The sequence below is a fragment of the Streptomyces sp. CB00455 genome, assembly GCF_001905445.1.
Taxonomy (GTDB): Bacteria; Actinomycetota; Actinomycetes; order Streptomycetales; family Streptomycetaceae; genus Streptomyces.
Window position 1 is genome coordinate 784,453 of sequence record NZ_LIVQ01000001.1, and the last position, 22,566, is coordinate 807,018.

Genomic DNA, 22,566 nt, shown 5'->3' on the forward strand with positions numbered 1-22,566 from the left:
TACCGGGGGGCCGCCGCCGCGCGGGGTCCGGCGCCAGGGCGCGGCCGGGCCCCGCCGTTCATCCGGCCTGCGCGAGCGGGGCCGCCCCGGCGTACGACGGGGGCCGGACCCCGCCGAGGAGCCGGCGCAGTGCGGGCCGGTCGGGCTTGCCCGCCGGGGTGAGCGGCAGCTCCCCGACCACGAGCAGCCGTTCGGGGTGCTTGCGCTGCTCCAGGCCCCGGCGCTCCAGGTGCGCGCAGAGGTCGTCGAGCGTGGGCGTCCTGCCCGGGCGGGGCACGACGCAGGCCGCCAGCCGCTCCCCCATCACCGCGTCCTCGACGCCCACGCACACCACGTCGCGCACCGACGGGTGACGGGCCAGCTCGCGCTCGACCTCGGCGGGGCTGATGTTGGCGCCGCCGCGGATCACGATGTCCTTGAGCCGTCCGACGAGGTGGAGGGTTCCCTCACCGTCGAGGAACCCGAGGTCTCCCGTGCGCACCCAGCCGTCGGGCGTGCGGTAGCGGGCGTCGAGGTCGGGGGCGGCCACGTAGCAGAGCGGGGTCATCGGCCCGCGCGCGATGATCTCCCCGACTGCGCCCTCGGGGAGCGGCTCGTGGGTCTCGGTGTCGGCGATGCGGATGTCCGCGACGCGCGGGTCCGGGCGGCCCGCCACCACTCCGTGTCCCTCCGCCGCCGGGGCCGCGACAGCCAGCCCGGTGTGGCAGTTGACGCCGTCGGCCGAGCCGTACAGGTTGACGACGGGGCAGCCGAACGCGTCGGCGGCCTCCTTGGCCGTCGCCTCGTCGAGTGCCGACCCGCCCAGGACGAGCGCGGTCGGGGCCGGCGGTGCGCCGGCCTCCGCGTCGAGCCGGTCGAGCATCATCCGCACCATCGTCGGTACGCCGAGGACGTGCGTGGGTGCGTGTTCCCGTACGGCGGCCAGCGCGCCCTCCGGGGTGAAGTGGTCGAGCAGGACGAGCGTGCCCCCGTGCCTGGCCAGGGTGACGGCCGTGCCGTTGGAGCCGAAGGCCGAGGCCAGCGGCACCAGGAACAGGCAGCGCGGCGGCGTGCCGCCGGGCATCAGCGAGGCGAGGAAGTTGCCCCGGCCGCCCGCGAGGGCGTTGTGCGAGTAGGCGACCATCTTCGGCTCGGCTTCGGAGCCGGAGGAGACCAGGATGCGGGCCGCGCCGTCCGGATCGGGGCGGGCCGGAACGAACGCGCGCCCGTCGCGGTGCAGCAGTGCGGAGAAGGGCACCGTGCCCTCAGGGGCGGTCCCCGGCCCGGCCGCGATCACGTGGCGCAGGGCGGGCAGGGACGGCGCCAGGGCGTGGAGGCCGGCGGCGTGCGGGCTGCCGCGGTGGTCGGTGGCGGCGATGACCGCGACGGCTTCGGAGCGGCGCAGCAGGCACTGTGCCTCCAGGCTGCCCCGGCCGACCGGGAAGGGCAGGGCGACCGCGCCGAGCGCGGCCAGTGCGAGGTCGGCGATCACGGCGTTGCGCGTGTTGGGGAGTTGGACGCCGACCACGTCGCCGGGGCCTATGCCGAGGTCGCGCAGTCCGGTGGCCAGACATCGCACCTTGCGGTCCAGGGCGGTGTAACAGAGCGCGCCCTTCGCGTCGATGACGGCGGTGTGGTGCGGGTCGGCGATCCGGTGGGCCCGGAAGAGGCTGTAGAGGTCGAGGTCCGGGCAGGTGCCGTCGGCCGCCCAGGAGCGACGGAGTTCGGCGGGCAGCAGGTCGTGCAGGGCGACGGTCATCTGAAGCTCCAGGGGTCGGGAACGGCAGGGGCGCCGTGCGCGTCGCGGCTGATCGAGCCGGCGAAGCGCGCATCGTGGTGCAGTGCGGACAGGTCGGTGGTGACCGCGGTGGCGGCCAGTCCGTGGTCGCGCAGCTGGGACAGGGCGGCCGCGGTGGGCAGCTCCCGCAGGTCGTAGGCGGCCGCGGCGGCCGCGCAGGCGTCGCTGGGGGCGATCCATCCGTCGGCCGTCGCCAGCGGGTAGCGGTAACCGGCCGGCGGGCGGGGGTCCTGGCCCCGGGCCGCCCGCCTCAGGGCGGGGCCGGTCAGGGTGTCGGCCGCCCCGAGCAGGGAAGAGTCCACCCGTACGCCGTGCCCGGTCCGCAGGGCGAGCAGCAGCCCCGCCAGGACCGCCTCGGTGCCGTGCAGGCCGCCGAGCACGTCGAGGAGGGTCATCAGCGAGGGGGCCGGGGGCTCACCGGCCGGGCGTACGGCCTCGCCGACGCCCGTGCGGGCCTGGACCATGAAGTCCGTGCCCATCGGGGCGTCGGGGAGGCGGCCGCCCCAGCCGCCCGTGTACGCGTACACCAGGGACGGGTTGACCGCGGCGAGATCGGCGTGGTCCAGGCCCAGTTGGGCGGCTTTGCCGGGGGCCCAGTTGTGGAGGAAGACATCGGCTCCGGCGGCCATCCCGCGCAGTCTGCGCCGGTCCGCCTCCGACTTGATGTCGATCTCGACGGCTTGTTTGCCGCGGTTGAGGGCGAGCCAGCGGGCCGAGGTGCCCGAGCAGGTGGGCGGCATGCCGCGCAGCGGGTCCCCACCCGGCGGCTCGATGCGGATGACCTCGGCGCCCAGCAGGCCCAGCAGGTGCGCGGCGAGCGGCGCCTGGATGCGGCGGCCCGCTTCCAGCACCGTCAGCCCCGCCAGCGGCAGCGCGCCGGGACGGGCCGGGCCGGTGGCGCGGGCCGTGGCCCGGGGGCGGGCGTCCCGGGCGACGCGGGGGGCGTTCGGGGCAGTGAGGAGGGCGTGCCGGGTCCCGAGGAGGGCGTCCCGGACCGTGCGGTCCGTGTAGGCGGCCATGCGGCGGGTGCCGTCGCCGGCCCCGGGGCTGGTCTCGCCGGGTCCGGGGCCGATCGGCCGGAAGGACCACGGCGCGGCTCCGTCGTCCTCGGCGGCGCGTTCCGCCAGCGTGCGCAGGACGCACACCTCGGCGTCGGCGCGGGCTGCGGCCTGCCGGATCCGTTCCAGGGGACAGGAGCGGGTCACGGTGTGGAGGACCTGGGGAAAGGGGGCGCAGGCGGTGGCGTAGCGGAACTGGAAGGGCCGCCACCCGGCCCGGATCGCTTCGGCGGGAGCCTCCAGGGCCCGCCAGAAGGCGGCCCAGGCGCCCGGGTCGAGCGTCTCCAGTTCGAAGAGGATCCCTTCGGCGGAGGTGAAGGGCGGTCCGCCGGCGGCGGTTTCGGCCGCCTCCTCCTCATCGGCTCCGGCGGCGGCGATGTACTGGGCGACGGTCAGCAGCCCGGCCCGGTCCGCGCTGGTCGCCACCTGGGCGGGGGCCAGCCCCCGCGCCTGGCCGATCAGGCCCGCGAGCAGGCCCTGGACGGTGAGGACCGCGGTGGCGGTCGCCGCGTAGTCGGTCCCCAGGCCGCGCGGGCTGCCGTCGCGGCGGCCGTGCACGGCCATGATGCCGGTGGCGGCCTGCACGGTGGCCTCGTCGACGATGCCGCTCGCGGGATCCGCCCAGGCGACGCGGGCCCCGGCGGGTTCGAAGCCGCCGCCGTGGAGCGTGATGCGGCCGTCGGAGGGGCGCCCCCGGGGGGCGCCGTCGGCGCGTGCGCCGAGCAGCCGCAGGTGCTCCGCGACGACGCTCGTGATCTGCGGCGGCGCCGAAGTGCCGTGGCCCGTCGCGTCGTTGCCCGGCGGGGTGAACCGCAGTGTGTCGAGCGGCCGGACCGTCCGCGTGGTTGCCGGTGTCGCCATGCCTCTCCTCTCCTGGCGCGGCGGTGGCCGTCGCCGGATTCGCTTCCGAACGCGGGAACCGGGGAGCGTGCGCGCCCGACCAGTTCCACGGACAGAGAGTCGGACTGCTGTTCCCACGGGTTCCCGGAAAACTGGAGAAATGCAGTGGCCGATCCACGTACAACGAGCAGCACCCAGAGCCAACAGCACTGCGAACTAACGGAGTTGAGGGAGCGCATCACCCGTTTCGTGCAGTCCGGGGTGATCCCGTACGAGCCCGTACTGGACGCGGGCGGCCCCCCGGCGGCCGCCGCCCTGGACGAGCTGCGCACCCGCGCCCGCGAGGCGGGCCTCTGGGCCCTGCCGCTCCCCCGGGAACTGGGCGGGGGCGGTCTGGACCTGCGCGCATACGCCCCACTGGCCGAGGCGGAGGGAGCCAGCGACCACGGACCGGCCGCGCTGGGCTCCGCGCCCCTGCTCGACGTCACGATGCTCGCGCGCCACGGCGGGGCCCGCGTCCGCGAGGAGTACCTCGCGGACCTGGTCTCCGGGCGGACGCGCACGTGCTACGCCATGACCGAGCCGGACGTGCCGGGCACGGCCCCCGCGCTGACCGGTACCCGGGCCGAGCGCCGGGCGGACGGAAGCTGGCGCGTGAGTGGCCGCAAGTGGTTCACCTCCGGGGCGGCGGGTGCGGACCTGGTGACCGTACTGGCCCGCACCAGCGGGTCCGCCGGCGAGCGGGCCGGGCTGTCCCTGCTGCTGGTGCCCACCGGCGCGCCGGGCTTCCGGGTGGTGCGCGAGCTGCCGGTGCTGGGCGCGGGCGGCCAGTACGAGATCGAACTCGACGGGGTCGTGGTGCCGGGCGACCACCTCCTGGGCGAGCCCGGCGGCGCCCTCGCCGTGGCCGGTGAGCGGCTCCAGCTGGGCCGTACGCTGCGCTGCCTGCGCTGGCTCGGTCAGGCGGGGCGCGCCTTCGACCTGATGTGTGAGCGCGCGGCCACCCGCGAAGGCGCACGCGGACCGCTGCGGGATCACCAGCTGGTGCAGCAGCACGTCTTCGATTCCCTGCTCGCGCTGCGGGCCACGCGCCCGCTGGTCCAGCAGGCGGTGGAGCTGATCGCCTCCGGGCAGGACGCGCACGTCGAGGTCGGACTCGCGAAGGTCGCTGCCGCGCGCATGCTCCAGCAGGTCACGGACAGTGCCATCCAGGTGCACGGCGCCGCCGGACTCGGGCCGGACACCCCGCTGCCCGCGCTCTTCCGCGGTGGGCGCGCGGCCCGCATCCTCGACGGGCCCGACGAACTGCACATCACCTCCGTGGCCCGGCGCGTACTGCGGGGCTACGGGCAGGACTCCTCCCCCATACCCGGGTGAGGTCGACGGCTATACCCGGGTGAGGTCGACGGCGCCGGCGAGCGCGGCCAGGGCGAGCGCCAGGAAGAAGTCACCCCAGACCAGTTCGTGCCGCACGGCGAGGCCCTTGCCGGCGTCGTAACACCCGTCGAGCAGCATCCCGGCGGGGCGGGCCCGCCCCGGACCGGAGAGGTGGGCATCGACCAGCCTGCGCAGGATCGCGCGGGCCCGGTCCGAGCACTCGGCCGCCCGGGGCCCGGGCAGCACCCGGGTGAGCTTCAGCAGGGCCACGGCGGTGATCGCGGCGGCCGAGGTGTCGCAAGGACCAGCCGCCCTGCCCACGTCGGCCGCCGGTACGAGCGGCCCGCCCGCCAACTCCCCGTCCACCAGCAGCCGCTCGACAAGACCCCGCAGCCGCTCGGTGCCGCCAGGGCCGCCGGACGGGTCCGGTGCGCCGGCCGGCGCTGCCCCGCCGGCCGGCCCGGTCCGGCCGTGGGCGGCGGCCGTCGTCGGGGGCAGGGCACGGACGACCTCCGGGAGGAGCAGGGCGTCGGCGACCGCCAGCAGCAGCCAGGCCCGGCCGCGGCTCCAGCCCGCGGGCGGGTCCTCGCAGGGCAGCCACCCCGACTCCCCGTCGAACCGCCAGACCGGTGGCGGCAGCGGCCTCGCGGCCGGTTTCCCGGTTGCGCCCCCGGGCAGCTCCCGGGGCGGATCCCCGGCCGGATCCCCGCCCTCCAGGCACAGGTCGAGGTGCCGGTGCAGATGGGCCGCCGCGGCGACCGCTCCGCCGGGTCCGGCTCCGGCCAGCAGCGGCACCATGCCGGGCACGCCGTCCACCCGGGCCAGCATGCGCGGCCCGCCCAGGGCGTCCCCCCAGGGCACGAGGCCCAGTCCGGGGTCGCGGGCCGCCAGGCAGGCGCGGGCCGCGCCGGCCCGCAGTGCGGCGGCTGCGGTGTCGTCGCCCGCCAGGGCGGTTCCGTACCAGAAGATCAGGCCCCGGGTGGCCGTGTCCGCGCCCACCCATGGCGCCAGCCGGGCCGTGCACGCGGCGGCCGCCCGCCGGTGTGCCTCGCCGCCCGTGGTGCGGGCCCGCAGCCAGAGCAACCCGGCCCAGAAGCCGCCGGTCCAGGAACCGCGGCCGGTCGTCGTCCACCGCCCCGTACCCGGTTCGGCGTACAGCGGGAAACGGGCACCCACCTCCGCCTCGGTCACCGAGATCCGCTCGACGACCGCCGCCAGGGCCGGCCCGACCCACTCCTCGGCACGCCCCGTGCCCCGCTCCTCCGCGGCGCTCACCGCACCCGCCCCGCCCGCGCGCGACGGTCCCGGGCGGCCCATACGAAGCCCACCGCGGCGGCGGCGGCGAACTCCGCCGCCACCAGCAGCCAGCCGGTCCCGTAGCGCCCGCTCTCCGCCAGCAGTCCGAACAGCGGGGGGCCTGCCGCGAATCCGGCGAAGAACCCCGCCGCCACCAGGGCCGAGTCCTGGCCGGCCCGCCCCGGCGCGGCCCGCTGCATCACGATCACCATCGTCACGGCGTTGCCGGACACCGCGAAGACCCCGACGGCGACGGCGCCGGCCCACACCAGCGGCCGCGCGGGCCCGGCCGCGGCCGCGAGCAGCACCGCCGCGCCCAGCGCGCCGCTCCCCAGCCAGCCGGGCAGCCACTCGGCCCGGCCCGGCCGGGCCGCCTTGGACCAGCCCACGCGGCCCGCGATGCCCGTCACTCCCAGCACGGCGACCAGGGTCCCGGCCGTCGTCGGGTCCATCGCCAACTCCCGTACGCCGAAGAGCGCCAGGTAGGTGTTGACGGAGGCGATGCCCCCGCCGAGGAACAGCGAGAAGCCCGCCAGCCAGGCCACCGGCCCGCACGGGACCCACGGCGTGCGGGGACCGGCGGCGGGCGCGGGCGGGTCGTTCGGCAGGGCGCACGCCGCCCACACCCCGGCGAGCAGCGCCGCACCCGCCGCCGTCCCCACAGCGGCGCGCCAGCCGAGGCCGCCGGCGAGCGCCGCGAGCGGCAGCCCGGCGGCGAACGCCCCGAGCTGCACCCCGGACTGCTTGAGCCCGGTCACCGCGCCCCGCCGGGCGGTGGGTACGGCCGCCAGGATCGCCTTGTTCGTGGCCGGGTTGGCCAGGGCTTGCGGTACGCCTCCCAGCGCGACGGCGCCCAGCAGCAGTCCGGCGCCGGGGGCGGCGGCGATCAGCGCGAGGGCGGCGGCGGCCACCAGGAGCAGGGCGACGAGCGAGCGCCGGGGACCGAACCGGTCCACGATCCGCCCGCCGACGGGTGACAGGACGGCGGCCGTCCCGAAACCGATCGTGGTCGTCAGCCCGAGCACGGTGGGCGTGATGCCCAACTCGTCGACCAGGCGCGGACCGAGGGCTCCGAGCAGGAACAGCTGGAGCATCGAGAAGGCCATGGCGCAGGTGAGCAGCACGGTCAGCCGCCGCACGGCCGTGCGTTCCGCCGCCGCCGTCCCCGTGCCCGTGCCCGTGGCCGTCCCCGCCACCACCGCCGTCCCCGTTTCCGTCCCCGTCCCTGTTTCCGTCCCGGACACGGGCACGGGCGCCGCCGCGCTCGCCGTGCCCGTCGGGCGGGCGGCGCCCGCCGAGCCCCCCGCACCGGGTGCCGCACCGTGTGCCGCCGCCACAGACGCCTCCCTTTCCCGGTGTTGAACGGTTTGCCGAACGGGAAGTCAGTCGGGTGGACCGGCGGATCAGTTCCTTCCTCCCAGTGTGTGCCGCGTCACACGCAACGCGGCACACGGGCCGCCTGCCCGGGGCGTGCCGCGCCGAGGTTCCTGGAGTTGCTCAGATCGTGCGCACCTTCGTGCGCGGCCCCGATTGGTGGTGCAGGATGGGCCCGCAATGACGCCAGGCCACTGTTCCCGAGCCGTTCGGGCTGCGATGTTCGCAGCCGTCTGCGTGCTGCTCGCGGCCACCGGCCACATCGTCATGTCGGGGACTGCCGTGCCCTGGTGGGCGATCGCCGCCTCGCTGGCATGCACGACCGCGGCGGCCTGGGCCCTGGCCGGCCGGGAACGCGGGCTGCCCGTGGTGACCGCGTCGGTCATCGCTGTCCAGGCCGCGCTCCACGCGTGCTTCTCGCTCGTCCAGGCCGTGGTCCATCCGGCCCTGCCGACCGGGAGCTCCTTCGCGCGGCAGTGGGCCGAGTACCTGACGTGCGGAGAGGGCGCGACCGGCGCGCTCTCCTCCCGGAACTCCCTGCGGGTCCTCACCGACACCCTTCCGGGCGGCGCGGCGTCCCAGCCGCCGCCGATGCCCGACATGGCGGACATGGGCGCCCACGTCCACCACGCCGCCCACACCGCCCACGCCCTGCACGGAACGGTGGACTCGGCGGTGGACGTGACGGCGGGCGCGACCGCCCCGGTCTCGGCCGCCGCGGCGGCGGCGGCCGGCGCCGGCCTGCCGGGCGGCCACGACATGACCGGCATGTCCCCGTCCGGGATACTCGCCGCGCACCTGCTGGCGGCCTTGCTCGCCGGCCTGTGGCTGGCCTACGGGGAGCGGGCCGCCTTCGGCCTCCTGCGCGCCCTCGCGGCCTGGCTGCGGGCACCGCTGCGTCTGCTCCTGGGGACCACGGCCGCGCCGCACCGTCCGACGCCCCGCGTACGCCGCCGGCGCCAGGTGCGTGCTCCTCGGCGGCTCTTCCTCGTCCACGCCATCACCTCACGGGGTCCGCCGACGGGAACCGCTGTCCTCTGACAGCCGGTTCCCCGAGCGCGCACCGGCCACCGCGCCGCGCCTCGGGCATCGGCCGTGCCCTCCGGCACGCCGTACACCCTTCACCGGTCCGCCCTGCGCGGAGCCGGACACCCCTTGCTCGTAAGGACGTTGTGGCGATGAGCCCTGCCCTGACCACCCAGCAACCCGCCGCCGGCCGAAGGCCGAACCGGCACGCGCACACCCCCGACACCGACAGCGCGGTGACCCGGCTGGCCCTTGCCGCGCGCGACGGCGACCCGGCGAAGGCGGACCGGTTCGTCCGCGCGCTCCACCGGGACGTCTGGCGCTACGTCGCCTACCTCAGCGCCGACCCCCAGGCGGCCGACGACCTCACCCAGGACGTCTTCCTGCGCGCCCTCGCCGGCCTGCACCGGTTCGAGGGCCGCTCCTCCGCCCGCACCTGGCTGCTGTCCATCGCCCGGCGCACCGTCGTGGACAGCCTCCGCCACGCCGCCGCCCGGCCCCGGCTGTGCGACCGGCACGACTGGCAGACCGCCGCCGAGCAGGCACAGCCGCACGGGATACCCGGCTTCGAGGACGGCGTCGCCCTCGCCGAGCTCTTGACGGCCATCCCCTCCGAGCGGCGCGACGCCTTCGTCCTCACCCAACTGCTGGGCCTGCCCTACGCGGAGGCGGCCGAGGCCATCGGCTGCCCGGTCGGCACCGTCCGCTCCCGAGTGGCCCGTGCCCGTACCGCGCTCATGATCCTCCTGACGGACACCGAGCCGCCGGCCACCACCCCCGCCCCGGGCCTCCCGTCACCCACCGGCAGGGACACGCCCCCCACGCCGAAGGACCGCCGCCCCCTGGCACTCCTCGGCTGAACCACGTGACGGGGCGCGCCTGCTCATGGATCCGGCCCGAGGGGCAGGAGGAGGACCACCCCCGACGGTGGTGAAGCGTGGCGCGCATGGCTGTGGGCCGGACGGGTCGGGCCGCGGCCCGCTGCCCGGCCCTGCCCGGCCTTGCCCGGACGGGTCGGGCCGCGCGTGGGTCCGGACGGGTCGGGCCGCGGCCCCGACCCGATTCCGAATGCCACTTTCCGACCGGCGCGGGCTCTTCGAGCCCGCGCCGGATGCGGAGACCACCCCGGGGTCCCGAATCGGATGCCTGCTCCGGGCCGTCAGAGGACGTCGAGGAGCATCAGTGCCTCGTCCCGGGTGTCGTCGGGTGCGAGGCGCAGGGCTCCGGGCCAGCGGCCGATTTCACGCCATCCGAGCCGGCTGTAGAAGTCCTCCAGCCCTTCTCCTCCCCGGGCCGCCAGATGGAGCTGTTCGAGGCCCAGCTCATCACGGGCGATCTTGCGCACCTCCTGCATGAGACCGGAGCCCACACCGCGGCCACGGCATCCGGGATGGGACTGGAGGTGGTGGACCGTGCCCCAGTGGCCGACCAGCCGGGAGGGGGCACGATCGAGGAGAACCCATCCGGCAAGAACGTCGTCGAATCCCGCCACGACGAGTCTGCTGTGCTGCGGGTGGAGACGGCCGAGGAGCTCGTCCGTGACGGGCGCCACGTCATCGTCGCGGACGGGTGCGAAGGGGAATCCCGCGGCGCCGCCCGAGTTGGTGACCGCGACCCAGCAGTCGATCAGCTGACGTCGCAGTTCCGGAGTGACCTCGCGGCCGCCGGTGATCTGGGCGAGGTCGGGTGTGCGCTCTGGCGTCATGAGACGGAGCATGGCAGTGGGTCCTGACCCGCGTAAGGCTCGCGGCCGAGAGGGCCGACTGCCCAGCCCGGCGCCGCTCCCTGCGAGCGGCGGTGGGCTGCCGCACGGGTCCGCAGCCACCCCGGAAGACAACGCGTGCGCCCGCTCCCTCGGCCGCCCGAGGAGTCGGTGGCGGTCGCACCCGCGCGAGCGTACGTACCCCCGGCCCCCGGCCATGGCGCGCCGCCCGGCCACGACGGGGGCACGGACCCCGTGGACGGCGTACTCGGTGTGCCCGGCCGACCGTCCGACCGTCCGACCGGCTGGCGAGTGCGCCGGCCCTCAGCGGGCGAGGAAGTCGAGGAGGTGCCGGTTGAACTCCTTGGTGTGCGTGACGTTCAGCCCGTGCGGCCCTCCCTCGATCAGCGCGAGCGTGCTCCCCTTGAGCGCCTCGTGCGTACGCATCCCGCTGACCTCGAACGGCACGATGGCGTCCTGCGTGCCGTGGATCACGAGCACCGGCACGTCGATCCCGGCCAGGTCGCCGCGGAAGTCGGTGCGGGCGAAGGCGTCGATGCAGTCCAGCGTCCCCTTGGGTGAGGCCGCCTCGGCGAGGTGCACCTGGTAGCGGTGCTGCGCCGGGCTCACGAGACCGGTGTTCTCCCCGGCCTGGAAGAACGCGGTGACGAAGCCGTCGAGGAAGGCCGGCCGGTCGTCGCGGACGCCGTCCTGGAACTGTCCGATGGCGGCGTCGTCGAGGCCGCCGTCCGGGTTGTCCGCGCTCTTGTAGAGGTACGGGGGGACGGCCGCCGCGAGGACGGCCCGGCTGATGCGGCCGCTGCCGTGGTTGTTGAGGTAGCGGACGACCTCCCCGCCGCCCATGGAGAAGCCGACCAGGGTGACGTCCCGCAGGTCGAGGTGGGTGAGGAGCGCGTCCAGGTCGGCGGCGAGGGTGTCGTAGTCGTAGCCCTCCCAGGGCTGGGACGACGAACCGAATCCCCGGCGGTCGTAGGTGATCACCCGGTGGCCGGCCTCGACCAGCGGTCCGATCTGCGGCTCCCAGGAGCGGCCGCTCAGCGGCCAGCCGTGGATGAGGACGACCGGCGGGCCGTCGCCGCGGTCCTCGAAGTGGAGCTCGACGGCACTGCCCTTCTGGGTGCTTGCGTTGATGCGCGGCATGCTGAAAAGAGCCTTTCGTAGGGGGGTGTGCGGGAGGTGTACCCGGGCGGGCCGCCGATGAGGCCGGATTGCGCTGACCGCCGGCCGCTGACCGTCGACCGTCGACCGTCGACCCTTGACCGCCTCGGCGCCCGGGCCTGCGGGCGGGCCCGGGCGTCCCGCGCCCGCACGCGCGCACGAAGACGCCGGGCGGGTAGGCCCACCACCGCTGCCGTGTGATCGTGAACAACTAGACTCCCGGCAGCGCACTGCGCAGGTTCGCGGGTTTCGTCGACGAGAGGGCTGCCAGTGGGAACGGGAAACACGGAACCTGAATCCCGCCAGCCTGTGATGGCCGATGTGGCCCGGGTCGCAGGAGTGTCCCACCAGACGGTGTCGCGGGTGCTCAACGGCGCGCCGCACGTCCGGCCCGGTACGCGCGAGCGGGTGCTCGCCGCCATCCGCGAGCTGGACTACCGTCCCAACGTCGCGGCCCGGACCCTGGTGACCCGCCGGTCCCAGACCCTCGGCGTGGTGAGTTTCGGCAGCGCCCTGTACGGACCCGCCTCCATGCTGGACGGCATCGAGCAGGCCGCGCGCAGCGCCGGCTATTTCGTGAGCGTGGCGAGCATCCGGTCGCTGGACACCCGCTCCGTGCAGGAGGCCGTGGACCGGCTCCGGGACCAGGGGGTCGAGGGCATCGTGGTGATCGCGCCGCAGACCTCCGCGGAAAGCGCGATCGCCCAGCTGTCGACCGCGGTGCCGGTGGTGGCGGTCGGGGCGGGCAGCGGTTCGCGCGTGCCCACGGTGTCGGTCGACAACGAAGCGGGCGCACGGGCCGTCACCCGCCACCTCCTCGACCTCGGGCACGCGACGGTCCACCACATCTCCGGGCCGCCGGGCTGGCTGGAGACCACGACCCGCGAGACCGGCTGGCGCACGGCCCTGGAGCGGGCCGGAGCACGGGTACCGCCGGTGCATCCCGGCGACTGGAGCGCCCGGGCCGGCTACGAAGCGGGCCTGCGGATCGCCGGGGACCCCGCGGTGACCGCGGTGTTCTGCGCGAACGACCACCTGGCGCTGGGACTGCTGCGCGCGCTGTACGAGGCCGGCCGGGCGATCCCCGAGGACATGAGCGTGGTCGGCTTCGACGACATCGCCGAAGCCGGCTACTTCGCCCCGCCGCTGACCACCGTGCGCCAGGACTTCGCCGTGCTGGGCCGGCGTGCGCTGGAGTTGCTGGTCGAGGAGCTGACGGGGCCGGACCGTGCGGAGCAGCCGCGCGGGCACGTCCTCGTACCCGCGGACATCGTCCTGCGCCGCAGCACGGGCCCGTCCCCCCGATAACTCCCCCGACCACTCCTCCCCACCCCCACTCCGGCCCGTCCCGGTCCCGCTCCGGCGGCCCGTGACGGCTGCATCGGTGGTGCGACCCGCACCCGTCGGCGCGGGCGCCCGCCCCCCGGATCCGGGCTGATCAGCGTGGTCGTCCGGCGGTCGGTGGTCCCCGCGCGTGACGGTCAAGATTGGGTAACGCTGCGCCCGAGCGCTCTTGCGCAGCCAATTGTTAACGCTAACAATCTGTCCAGGGTCACGCCTCCCGGTGTGCCTGCCGGCGGGGGCCCCGACGGCAACCCCGCGCCCGCGCCCCGGCTCCACTCCCGGTGCCGGCTCCGAACCAAGGCGGTGAACATGACCCCGACTCCACCCACCCGCAACCCCGCGGCCTACGTCGTCGGCGTCGACTTCGGCACGCTGTCCGGCCGGGCCGTGGTCGTCCGCGTCGACGACGGCGCGGAGCTCGGCTCCGCCGTCCACGCGTACCGCCACGGCGTCATCGACCGCGAACTGCCCACCACCGGCGCCGCCCTGCCGCCCGACTGGGCGCTCCAGCACCCGGACGACTGGCGCGAGGTACTGCGCACGGCCGTTCCCGAGGCCGTCAGGGCCGCCGGCGTGGACCCCGCCCGGGTCATCGGCATCGCCACCGACTTCACCGCCTGCACCGTCCTGCCGGTACGGCGCGACGGCACGCCGCTCTCCGAGACCGGCCTGGGCCACCGACCCCACGCCTGGCCCAAGCTCTGGAAGCACCACGCCGCCCAGGGCCAGGCCGACCGGATCAACCGCCTCGCCCACCTGCGCGCCGAGAAGTGGATCACCCGCTACGGCGGCAAGATCTCCGCCGAATGGCAGTTCGCGAAGGCGCTCCAGGTACTGGAGGAGGACCCGGAGACCTACGCGGCCACCGAGCGCTGGATCGAGGCGGCCGACTGGATCGTCTGGCAGCTCACCGGAGCCGAGAGCCGCAACACCTGCACCGCCGGTTACAAAGGCATCCACCAGGACGGCCGCTACCCGAGCGAGGACTACCTCGCCGCGCTGCACCCGGACTTCGCCGACTTCGCCCGCACCCGCCTGGAGCACCCGCTCGTACCGCTGGGCTCCCGGGCCGGTTCCCTGACCGCGGAGGCCGCCGGCTGGACGGGCCTGCCCGAGGGCATCGCCGTCGCGGCGGGCAACGTCGACGCCCACGTGGCCGCCGCCGCGGCGAAGGCCGTCGAGAACGGCCGGCTGCTCGCGGTCATGGGCACCTCCACCTGCCACGTCGTCAACGGCGCGGTGCTAGCCGACGTCCCCGGCATCTGCGGCGTCGTGGACGGCGGGATCGTCGAGGGTGCCTACGGGTACGAGGCCGGACAGAGCGCCGTCGGCGACATCTTCGCCTGGTGGCTCGCCCAGGGCGTCCCGGCCGGCTACCAGGCCGAGGCCGAAGCGGCCGGCGAGGACCTGCACCAGTTGCTGACCCGCAAGGCCGCCGGTCAGCCGGTGGGCGGCCACGGTCTGGTCGCCCTGGACTGGATGAACGGCAACCGCTCCACCCTGGTCGACCACCACCTCTCCGGCGTCATCGTCGGCCTCACGCTGGCGACGCGGCCCGAGGAGATCTACCGGGCCCTGCTGGAGGCCACCGCCTTCGGCACCCGCACCATCGTCGACGCCCTCGAACAGGGCGGCGTACCGGTGCACGAGTTCATCGTCACCGGCGGCCTGAAGAAGAACGCCCTGCTGATGCAGATCTACGCCGACGTCCTGCGCCGTCCCGTCTCCCTGGCCACCTCCGCGCAGGGCCCGGCCCTCGGCTCCGCCATCCACGCGGCCGTCGCCGCCGGCGCCCACCCGGACGTCCGCAGCGCGTCCGCCGCCATGGGCAGCCTCCAGCGGGCCGCCTACCTGCCCGACCCGGGCCGGGCCGACGCCTACGACGCCCTGTACGCCGAGTACCGCGCCCTGCACGAGCACTTCGGCACCGGCGCGGACAAGCAGCTGCACCGATTGCGCGCCCTGCGCAACGCCGCCCTGCGCAGCGCGGCCCCGCACGACACCGACGCGCACGACACCGGCCCGCACGACCCCGACGCGCACGACACCGGCGCGACCACCCCGACCGAGAGGCCCTGACCCCCTCATGACGTCACCGATCGAGCAGCTGCGCCGCGAGGTCAGCGACCTGCACCGGGAACTGGTCCGCTACGGCCTCGTCGTGTGGACGGCCGGGAACGTCTCGGCCCGCGTGCCGGGCGAGGACCTGATGGTGATCAAGCCCAGCGGCGTCCCCTACGACGAGCTGACCCCCGACAACATGATCGTCTGCGATCTGGACGGAAAGGTGGTCGAAGGCGGCCACGCCCCCTCCTCCGACACCGCCGCCCACGCCTATGTCTACCGGCAGATGCCCGAGGTCGGCGGCGTCGTGCACACGCACTCCACCTACGCCTGCGCCTGGGCGGCCCGGGGCGAGGCCGTGCCCTGCGTCCTGACGGCCATGGCCGACGAGTTCGGCGCCGAGATCCCGGTCGGTCCCTTCGCGCTGATCGGGGACGACTCCATCGGCCGGGGCATCGTCGCCACCCTGCGGGGACACCGCTCTCCCGCCGTCCTGATGCAGAGCCACGGTGTCTTCACCATCGGCAAGGACGCCGAGGCGGCGGTCAAGGCCGCCGTGATGTGCGAGGACGTCGCCCGCACGGTCCACATCTCCCGCCAGCTCGGGGAGCCACTGCCCCTCGCGCAGAGCGACATCGACGCACTCAACCACCGTTACCAGAACGTGTACGGCCAGCAGCGCTGACCGGTGAGGAGCCCTTCCGTGACGACGTCACTCCAGGAACGCGAGATATGGTTCCTGACCGGCAGCCAGTCCCTCTACGGGGACGAGACCCTGAACCAGGTGGCCCGGCAGTCCCAGCAGATCGCCGAGGCCCTTCAGAACGATCCGGACGTCCCCGTCCGGATCGTGTGGAAGCCCGTCCTCACCGACGCCGAGGCGATTCGCCGCATCTGCCTGGAGGCGAACTCCGACGACACCTGCATCGGGCTCATCGCCTGGATGCACACCTTCTCCCCCGCCAAGATGTGGATCGCCGGCCTGGACGCCCTGCGCGAACCCCTGCTCCACCTGCACACCCAGGCCAACCTCGCCCTGCCCTGGTCGTCCATCGACATGGACTTCATGAACCTCAACCAGGCAGCACACGGGGACCGGGAGTTCGGCTACATCCAGTCCCGCATCGGCGTCACCCGCAAGACCGTCGCCGGGCACGTCAGCGATCCCTCCGTGGCCGCCCGCATCGCCTCCTGGGCCCGGGCCGCCGCCGGCCGGGCGGAGCTGCGCGGCCTCAGGCTGGCCCGCTTCGGTGACAACATGCGCGACGTCGCCGTCACCGAAGGCGACAAGGTGGAGGCGCAGCTGCGCTTCGGGGTCTCCGTCAACACCTACGGCGTCAACGACCTCGTCGAGGCCGTCGACGCCACCGCCGAGGCCGACGTCACCGAACTGGTCAAGGAGTACGAGGACACCTACCGGGTGGCTCCCGCGCTGCGCGGCGGCGGGGACCGTCACGAATCGCTGCGCTACGCCGCGCGCATCGAGCTCGGCATGCGCGCCTTCCTCACCACGGGCGGATTCCGTGCCTTCACCACCAACTTCGAGGATTTGGGAGGGCTGCGGCAACTGCCCGGCCTGGCCGTGCAGCGGCTGATGGCCGACGGGTACGGCTTCGGCGGCGAGGGCGACTGGAAGACCTCGGTGCTGCTGCGCACGCTCAAGGTGATGTCCGAAGGGCTGCCGGGCGGCGTGTCCTTCATGGAGGACTACACCTACCACCTGGAGCCGGGGAGGGAGTTGATCCTCGGCGCACACATGCTGGAGGTGTGCCCGTCGATCGCGGCGCGGACGCCTACCTGCGAGATCCACCCGCTGGGGATCGGCGGCCGCGAGGACCCCGTCCGTCTGGTCTTCGACGCGCACACCGGCCCCGCCGTGGTGGTCGGGCTGGCCGACATGGGCGACCGCTTCCGCCTGGTCGCCAACGAGATCGACGTGGTGGAGCCGGTGGAGCCGCTGCCGAACCTGCCGGTGGCCCGCGCCGTGTGGCGCCCCCGGCCGGACCTGCGGACCTCCACCGAGGCCTGGCTGATCGCCGGAGCCCCGCACCACACCGTCCTGTCCAGTGCCGTCGGCACCGAGGAGCTCGGCGACCTCGCCGACATCCTCGGCACCGAGCTGCTGGTCATCGACGGGGACACCGGCATCCGCCGCTTCACGCAGGAGATCCGCTGGAACCAGGCCTACCACCGCCTGGCGCAGGGGTTCTGACGCCTGCCACCACCACGCCCGCCGTTCAGAAGGGACACAAGTGATCCACTTCCGCTCGCGCCGTACCGGGTTACGCCGCGCAGGGTTACGCCGTACCGCGGTACGCCGCATCGCAGTACGGCGTACCCCGGTGCGGCGTCCCCGCCCGCCGCTCTGGGGCGCCCTGGCGGTCGTCCTGCTGGCGCTGCTCCCGGCCACGGCGGTCACCGGCGGCCCCGCCGAGGCCGCGGCAGGCCGTACGTACACCAACCCGGTGAAGGCCCAGAAGGGCGCCGACCCCTGGATGCAGTACCACGCGGGCAACTACTACCTGGTCGCCTCGACCTTCACCCTCGAGATCACGATGCGCAAGTCGCCGACGCTGGAGGGGCTTTCCACCGCCCCTAGCGTACGGGTGTGGTCCGACGACACCCCCTCGCGCAGCACCAACATCTGGGCGCCGGAAATGCACTTCGTCGACGGGCGCTGGTACCTCTACTACTCCGCCGGGCAGGCCGGGGCCGCCTGCTGCGACTCGCAGCGCACCCACGTGCTGCAGAGCGCCGGCAGCGATCCGATGGGCCCGTACACCTACAAGAACATCCTGACCGGATCCGACCTGGTGCCCGGCGGGTGGCTCATCGACGCGAGCCTGCTGCGGGTCGGCGGAAAGCTGTACCTGCTGGGCAGCGGCTTCATGGGCGGCAGCCGCCAGAGCCTGGTGATCGCCCCCCTGAGCAACCCCTACACGCTCAGCGGCCCCTTCAGGATCATTTCCAGTCCCACGTCGGGCTGGGAGACCCAGGGCGGATCGGTCAACGAAGGCCCCGAGCCGCTGTACCACGAAGGCCGGACCTTCCTCACCTTCTCCGCCTCCAGCTGCAACACGCCGGACTACAAGCTCGGCCGGCTGGAGCTCACCGGCGCCGACCCCCTCAGCGCCGCGTCATGGACCAAGGCACCCGCCCCGGTGTTCCAGCGCAGCGACGCGGCAGGGGTGTACGGACCGGGGCACAACGGGTTCTTCACCTCCCCCGACGGCAGGGAGAGCTGGCTCGTCTATCACGCCAACGACACCAAGGCCGGCGGCTGCGACAACCGGCGCACCACGCGGGCCCAGAAATTCACCTGGCGCCCGGACGGCACCCCGGACTTCGGTACTCCGGTGCCCGTCGGCACGCCACTGCCCGCCCCGGCGGGCGAGACGGCGGCCACCCCCGACTCGTACACGCTGGTGAACCGCAACAGCGGCACATGCCTGGACCTCGCGGACGGTTCCTCCGCCGACGGGGCGGAGGTGAGGCTGTGGTCGTGCAACGGCAGCACCGCTCAGAAGTGGCGCTTCGAGGACCAGGGTGACGACACCAGCCGGCTGGTCAACGTGGCCGGGGGCAAGGTGCTCGACCTGGCGGACTGCTCCGCCGCCGACGGAGCGCACCTGCGCCAGTGGACCTGGCTGAACAACGCCTGCCAGCGGTTCCGGCTCATCGCCGGCGCGGGCGGCACGGTGCGGCTGGAGAACGCGCACAGCGGGAAGGTCGCCGACGTCGCCGGCTGCGGCACCCGCGACGGCACGGAAGTCCGCCAGTGGACCTGGCTCGCCAACCCCTGCCAGGAGTGGCAGCTGCGGACCGGCTGACCACGTCACTCCGTACGGAACACTCCGTACGGAAGAGGTGAAGCCACCGCCGACGCCGCCTTCCTCCGGGAACGGCCGCGGCGCGACCACCGCCCGGCGCCGCCCGGGCGGTGGTCGCGGAACGTCAACCGCCCGTCAGGAGCTGTTCGGTCCAGATGGTCTTGCCGCTCGGGGTGTACCGGCTGCCCCAGCGGTGGGTGAGCTGCGCGATGAGGAAGAGCCCGCGTCCGCCCTCGTCGGTGAGCTGGGCCCGGCGCAGGTGCGGCTGGGTCTGGCTGGGGTCGCAGACCTCGCAGATCAGGACCCGGTCCTTGATCAGCCGCACGCCGACGGGGCCGCCGGCGTAGCGGATGGAGTTCGTGACCAGCTCACTGACGATCAGCTCGGTCGTGAAGACCAGCTCCTCCAGCCCCCAGGCGGTCAGCTGGCCGGTGACGAGTTCACGGGCGCGCCCGACGACGGACGGGTCGGCGGGCAGCTCCCATGCCGCTGTGGCGCCGGGCTGCACCTGCCGGACCCGCACCACGAGGAGCGCCAGGTCGTCCTCCGGCGGCTCGTGCAGCAGTTCGCCCAGGATGCGGTGTCCGATGTCGGCGGCGGGGCGGCCGCTGTCGGCGCCCTCGCGGGCCCCGTCGCGGATCATCCGCAGCTGCCGTTCCGCCTGGTCCGTGCCCTGGGCGAGGGCGCCGCCGTAGAAGGCCAGCACGTCACCGGGGTGCAGGTGGAGCTCCACCTGTTCGAAGGGCTGTCCGCCCGTGCCGAGGACGGGGCCGGGCTGGTAGGTCACCGTGTGGGCCTCGGGCTGTCCCGTGGCGGCGAGCACCGGTGGCGCGTGGGCCGCGCCGGTCATCAGGCACGTGCCGGAGACGGGGTCGTAGACGGCGTAGAGGCAGGTGGCGCCGGTCAGGGCGCTCGGGGCGTCGCGATCGGGTTCGCGCTGTCCCTCGTCCTCGGCGAAGCGCAGGACCAGGCCGTCGAGGTGGGCCAGCAGCTCGTCCGGGCTGAGGTCGAGATCGGCCAGCGTCTGCACGGCCGACCGCAGCCTGCCCATGGCCGCCGTGGCGTTGAGGCCGTGCCCGGCGACGGTGCCCATGACGAACGCCACCCGCGTCGCGGACAGCGGGATGACGTCGAACCAACTGCCGCCGATGCCCGCCGCCGTCGCGGCGGGCACGTACTCGCCGGCGGTCTCCGCGGCGGTGACGTCCATGACCGGCCGGGGCAGCAGGCTGCGCTGCAGGGCTTCCGCGGTACGGCGCTCGCGGGTGTAGCGGCGGGCGTTGTCGATGCTGAGCGAGGCCCGCGAGCCGACCTCCTCGGCGAGCGTGGCGTCGGCCTGGTCGAACGGGCGGCGCCCCGCCCGGCGCCACAGGACGACGGCGCCCAGGACCAGGCCGCGCGCCTGCAGCGGCACCACCATGAGGGAGACCGCCCCGGGGGGCAGGATCAGCCGTGAGCGGTCGTCCTCCCCGTCCAGTACCGCGCGGAGCTCGGTCAGGTCGGGCAGGTAGACCGCGGACCCGGCGCGCAGGTGCTGGCTCTCCACGCTCTCGATCCGGACGGCGTCGCCCAGGGCGTATATCTCGGCGGGCCACCGGCCGTCGGCGGCCATGACGGCCACGCGGCGCAGCGGAGCGCCGGCGACGAGGTCACCGGGCTCCTCGCCGAGCAGGACCGGTTCCGTCAGGTCCACGGCGGCCAGATCGGCGAAGGCCGGGACGAGGACGGCGGTGAGCTGCTCCGCATTGACCACCATGTCGAGGGACCTGCCGATCTCCGCGGCGGCCGCGTTGACCAGCGCGAGACGTTCCGCGGCCCGCGCTCCGGCGGCCGGTGGGGCGGGTTCGCGGCGGACGTCGGCGGCTTCGGTGGCCGGTACGTGCGGATCGGCCGGGCTCAGGCGCAGCAGGAACCGTGCCGGGGATCCCGCCATGAGGGCGACGACGTCGACGTATGCGGCGGCCTGCCCGCCGTCCGGCCGCAGCAGCCGGCCGTGGGCCGTGCGGCGGGAGCCGCCCACGGCTCCGGCGACGAGGCGCGCCCAGAGGGCCGGGTCGGCGAAGAACTCCTCCGCGTTCCGGCCGGCGAGGGGGTCGGGCGAGCCCAGGATCGAGGACGCGGATCGGGTACTGGTCAGGACCGTACCCGCGGCGTCGAGCACCAGAACCGCCGTCGGGAAGATCGCTGAGGCGATGGGATCCCTGCGGCCGTTGTCGCTCACTCGTCCCTCTCTCCGGCAGCTCGGCAGCGGCCCCTCATCTCATTGAACACCTCCGCCGCGGTGCCCGCGCGACGGTCGCCGGGGGCCCCGCCGGCGGGGGCCGCCGGGCGGTGTCCGTGGACGTCCGGGTGTCCCTGTGCCCCCGTACGCCTCCCCGTCCGGGGCCGCTGCGCACGGCGGCCCGGCCCCGGGCGGGGCCGGGCCGGGCCGTGTCGTCTCCCGCTGCGGCCGTCAGGAGCCGGCCTTGCGCTTGTTCCACACGTCGAATCCGACGGCGGCCAGCAACACCAGTCCCTTGATCACCTGTTGGTAGTCGGTGCCTATGCCGACCAGCGACATGCCGTTGTTCAGCACGCCAAGGACCAGTCCGCCGATGATCGCGCCCAGTACGGTGCCCACACCGCCGGAAGCCGAAGCGCCACCGATGAACGCCGCCGCGATCGCCTCCAGTTCGAAGTTGATGCCGGCCTGCGGCGTGCCCGCGTTGAGGCGCGCCGCGAAGACCAGGCCGGCCAGCGCGGCCAGGACGCCCATGTTGACGAAGGCGAGGAAGACGATGCGCTTGCTCTTGACGCCGGACAGCCGGGCGGCGGGCTCGTTGCCGCCGATGGCGTAGGTGTGGCGGCCCAGGACGGAGTTGCGCATGACGTAGCCGAAGGCGACCAGCAGCACGCCGAGGAGGAGCAGCACGATCGGGAAGCCGTGGTAGCTCGCCAGCAGCAGGGTGAAGACGGTGACGGCGGCGGCGACGGCCGCCAGCTTGACGAGGAACAGCCCTGCCGGCAGCAGGGGGAGCCCGTAGGAGGCGGCCTGGCGGCGGCCCCGGACCTCCTGCACGAGGGCCAGCGCCAGGACGCCGAAACCGAGCAGGAGGGTGAGGTTGTGGTAGTTGGTGTGCGGGCCGGCCTCCGGGAGGAAGCCGCTGCTGATCTGGCGGAAGCCGGTGGGGAAGGGGGCCACCGACTGGCCCTGGAGCAGGATCTGCGTCCCGCCGCGGAACAGCAGCATGCCCGCGAGGGTGACGATGAACGACGGGATGCCCACGTAGGCGATCCAGAATCCCTGCCAGGCTCCGGCCACCGCGCCGATCAGGAGCGAGAGGGCCACGGCGACCGGCCAGGGCATGTCGTGGTGGACCATCATCACGGCCGCCGCGGCGCCGACGAAGGCGGCCAGGGAGCCGACGGACAGGTCGATGTGGCCGGCGATGATGACGATCATCATCCCGATGGCGAGGATGAGGATGTAGCCGTTCTGCTGGATCAGGTTGGTGACGTTGAGCGGCTTGAGCAGCGTCCCGTCGGTCCAGATCTGGAACAGCACGACGATCAGCGCGAGGGCCACCAGCATGCCGTACTGCCGGACGTTGCCGCGCAGGAGGTGCACGAGGAGGGTGCGCGGGCCGTCGGCCTCACGGGGGCCCTTGTCCCCGGTCGAGGAGTCGGCCCCGACGGCCGTGCTCTGGGTCTGGGTCATGC

At 74.5% G+C, this 22,566-nt stretch carries 16 protein-coding genes; 8 read left to right on the forward strand and 8 right to left on the reverse strand.

Annotated elements, in window-relative coordinates:
• Positions 1–58: 58 nt before the first annotated feature.
• The gene (locus AMK16_RS03660; RefSeq protein ID WP_073908423.1) at positions 59–1,738 is read right to left on the reverse strand and encodes a class I adenylate-forming enzyme family protein; all 1,680 of its coding nucleotides are present in this window, start codon (positions 1,736–1,738) and stop codon (positions 59–61) included.
• On the reverse strand, positions 1,735–3,696 hold the full coding sequence (locus AMK16_RS03665; protein ID WP_073908425.1) for a CoA transferase: 1,962 nt from the start codon (positions 3,694–3,696) through the stop codon (positions 1,735–1,737). Before AMK16_RS03665 ends, AMK16_RS03660 begins: the two co-directional genes overlap by 4 nt.
• 204 nt (positions 3,697–3,900) lie before the next feature.
• On the opposite strand from AMK16_RS03665, the gene AMK16_RS03670 reads away from it, so the two are divergent.
• The gene (locus tag AMK16_RS03670) at positions 3,901–5,052 is read left to right on the forward strand and encodes an acyl-CoA dehydrogenase family protein (RefSeq protein ID WP_242438555.1); all 1,152 of its coding nucleotides are present in this window, start codon (positions 3,901–3,903) and stop codon (positions 5,050–5,052) included.
• Between the two features lie 9 nt (positions 5,053–5,061).
• On the opposite strand, the gene AMK16_RS03675 is transcribed toward AMK16_RS03670, so the two are convergent.
• Together AMK16_RS03675 and AMK16_RS03680 are read right to left on the reverse strand one after the other, a co-directional pair.
• Positions 5,062–6,327 carry a sugar ABC transporter permease gene (locus AMK16_RS03675; RefSeq protein WP_073910375.1) on the reverse strand — a complete coding sequence of 422 codons (1,266 nt, stop codon included), beginning with the start codon at positions 6,325–6,327 and terminating at the stop codon, positions 5,062–5,064.
• Positions 6,324–7,544 carry an MFS transporter gene (locus AMK16_RS03680; protein WP_073910372.1) on the reverse strand — a complete coding sequence of 407 codons (1,221 nt, stop codon included), beginning with the start codon at positions 7,542–7,544 and terminating at the stop codon, positions 6,324–6,326. Before AMK16_RS03680 ends, AMK16_RS03675 begins: the two co-directional genes overlap by 4 nt.
• Before the next feature lie 397 nt (positions 7,545–7,941).
• Here AMK16_RS03680 and AMK16_RS03685 point away from each other — a divergent pair, with 397 nt between their 5' ends.
• Together AMK16_RS03685 and AMK16_RS03690 are read left to right on the forward strand one after the other, a co-directional pair.
• Positions 7,942–8,763 (forward strand): hypothetical protein, encoded by an 822-nt coding sequence (locus tag AMK16_RS03685; RefSeq protein WP_073908428.1) that lies wholly within the window; start codon positions 7,942–7,944, stop codon positions 8,761–8,763.
• Between the two features lie 137 nt (positions 8,764–8,900).
• Positions 8,901–9,608 carry a sigma-70 family RNA polymerase sigma factor gene (locus AMK16_RS03690; protein WP_079191293.1) on the forward strand — a complete coding sequence of 236 codons (708 nt, stop codon included), beginning with the start codon at positions 8,901–8,903 and terminating at the stop codon, positions 9,606–9,608.
• Between the two features lie 299 nt (positions 9,609–9,907).
• Here AMK16_RS03690 and AMK16_RS03695 read toward each other — a convergent pair whose 3' ends face one another.
• Positions 9,908–10,453: a GNAT family N-acetyltransferase gene (locus tag AMK16_RS03695; protein ID WP_073910379.1), complete on the reverse strand. Its 546-nt coding sequence runs from the start codon at positions 10,451–10,453 to the stop codon at positions 9,908–9,910.
• A gap of 321 nt (positions 10,454–10,774) precedes the next feature.
• Positions 10,775–11,611: an alpha/beta fold hydrolase gene (locus AMK16_RS03700; protein WP_073908434.1), complete on the reverse strand. Its 837-nt coding sequence runs from the start codon at positions 11,609–11,611 to the stop codon at positions 10,775–10,777.
• 330 nt (positions 11,612–11,941) lie between these two features.
• Here AMK16_RS03700 and AMK16_RS03705 point away from each other — a divergent pair, with 330 nt between their 5' ends.
• The 5 genes from AMK16_RS03705 (at position 11,942) to AMK16_RS03725 (ending at position 18,867) form a co-directional block, all read left to right on the forward strand.
• Positions 11,942–12,937 carry a LacI family DNA-binding transcriptional regulator gene (locus AMK16_RS03705; RefSeq protein WP_073908437.1) on the forward strand — a complete coding sequence of 332 codons (996 nt, stop codon included), beginning with the start codon at positions 11,942–11,944 and terminating at the stop codon, positions 12,935–12,937.
• Positions 12,938–13,282: 345 nt separating this feature from the next.
• Entirely contained in the window at positions 13,283–15,052 is a 1,770-nt protein-coding gene (locus AMK16_RS03710; RefSeq protein WP_079191294.1) for a ribulokinase, read from the forward strand.
• Between the two features lie 7 nt (positions 15,053–15,059).
• The gene (locus AMK16_RS03715; protein ID WP_073908439.1) at positions 15,060–15,722 is read left to right on the forward strand and encodes an L-ribulose-5-phosphate 4-epimerase; all 663 of its coding nucleotides are present in this window, start codon (positions 15,060–15,062) and stop codon (positions 15,720–15,722) included.
• Between the two features lie 18 nt (positions 15,723–15,740).
• Positions 15,741–17,249 carry an L-arabinose isomerase gene (gene araA, locus AMK16_RS03720; RefSeq protein ID WP_073908442.1) on the forward strand — a complete coding sequence of 503 codons (1,509 nt, stop codon included), beginning with the start codon at positions 15,741–15,743 and terminating at the stop codon, positions 17,247–17,249.
• Positions 17,250–17,379: 130 nt separating this feature from the next.
• A complete protein-coding gene (locus tag AMK16_RS03725) occupies positions 17,380–18,867 on the forward strand; it encodes a family 43 glycosylhydrolase (RefSeq protein ID WP_073908444.1) in 1,488 nt (495 codons plus the stop codon).
• A gap of 124 nt (positions 18,868–18,991) precedes the next feature.
• Here AMK16_RS03725 and AMK16_RS03730 read toward each other — a convergent pair whose 3' ends face one another.
• Complete coding sequence (locus AMK16_RS03730) at positions 18,992–21,088, reverse strand: ATP-binding SpoIIE family protein phosphatase (protein ID WP_073908447.1); 2,097 nt, start codon at positions 21,086–21,088, stop codon at positions 18,992–18,994.
• A gap of 231 nt (positions 21,089–21,319) precedes the next feature.
• Complete coding sequence (gene mmsB, locus AMK16_RS03735) at positions 21,320–22,564, reverse strand: multiple monosaccharide ABC transporter permease (RefSeq protein ID WP_073908450.1); 1,245 nt, start codon at positions 22,562–22,564, stop codon at positions 21,320–21,322.
• Positions 22,565–22,566 lie beyond the last annotated feature (2 nt).

Excerpts from the sequence above, each read along its gene's own strand:
- AMK16_RS03660 (WP_073908423.1), bottom strand. The coding sequence starts at position 1,738 with ATGACCGTCGCCCTGCACGACCTGCTGCCCGCCGAACTCCGTCGCTCC.
- AMK16_RS03665 (WP_073908425.1), bottom strand. The coding sequence starts at position 3,696 with ATGGCGACACCGGCAACCACGCGGACGGTCCGGCCGCTCGACACACTG.
- AMK16_RS03685 (WP_073908428.1), top strand. The coding sequence starts at position 7,942 with ATGTTCGCAGCCGTCTGCGTGCTGCTCGCGGCCACCGGCCACATCGTC.
- AMK16_RS03690 (WP_079191293.1), top strand. The coding sequence starts at position 8,901 with ATGAGCCCTGCCCTGACCACCCAGCAACCCGCCGCCGGCCGAAGGCCG.
- AMK16_RS03695 (WP_073910379.1), bottom strand. The coding sequence starts at position 10,453 with ATGACGCCAGAGCGCACACCCGACCTCGCCCAGATCACCGGCGGCCGC.
- AMK16_RS03700 (WP_073908434.1), bottom strand. The coding sequence starts at position 11,611 with ATGCCGCGCATCAACGCAAGCACCCAGAAGGGCAGTGCCGTCGAGCTC.
- AMK16_RS03705 (WP_073908437.1), top strand. The coding sequence starts at position 11,942 with ATGGCCGATGTGGCCCGGGTCGCAGGAGTGTCCCACCAGACGGTGTCG.
- AMK16_RS03710 (WP_079191294.1), top strand. The coding sequence starts at position 13,283 with ATGACCCCGACTCCACCCACCCGCAACCCCGCGGCCTACGTCGTCGGC.
- AMK16_RS03715 (WP_073908439.1), top strand. The coding sequence starts at position 15,060 with ATGACGTCACCGATCGAGCAGCTGCGCCGCGAGGTCAGCGACCTGCAC.
- mmsB (WP_073908450.1), bottom strand. The coding sequence starts at position 22,564 with ATGACCCAGACCCAGAGCACGGCCGTCGGGGCCGACTCCTCGACCGGG.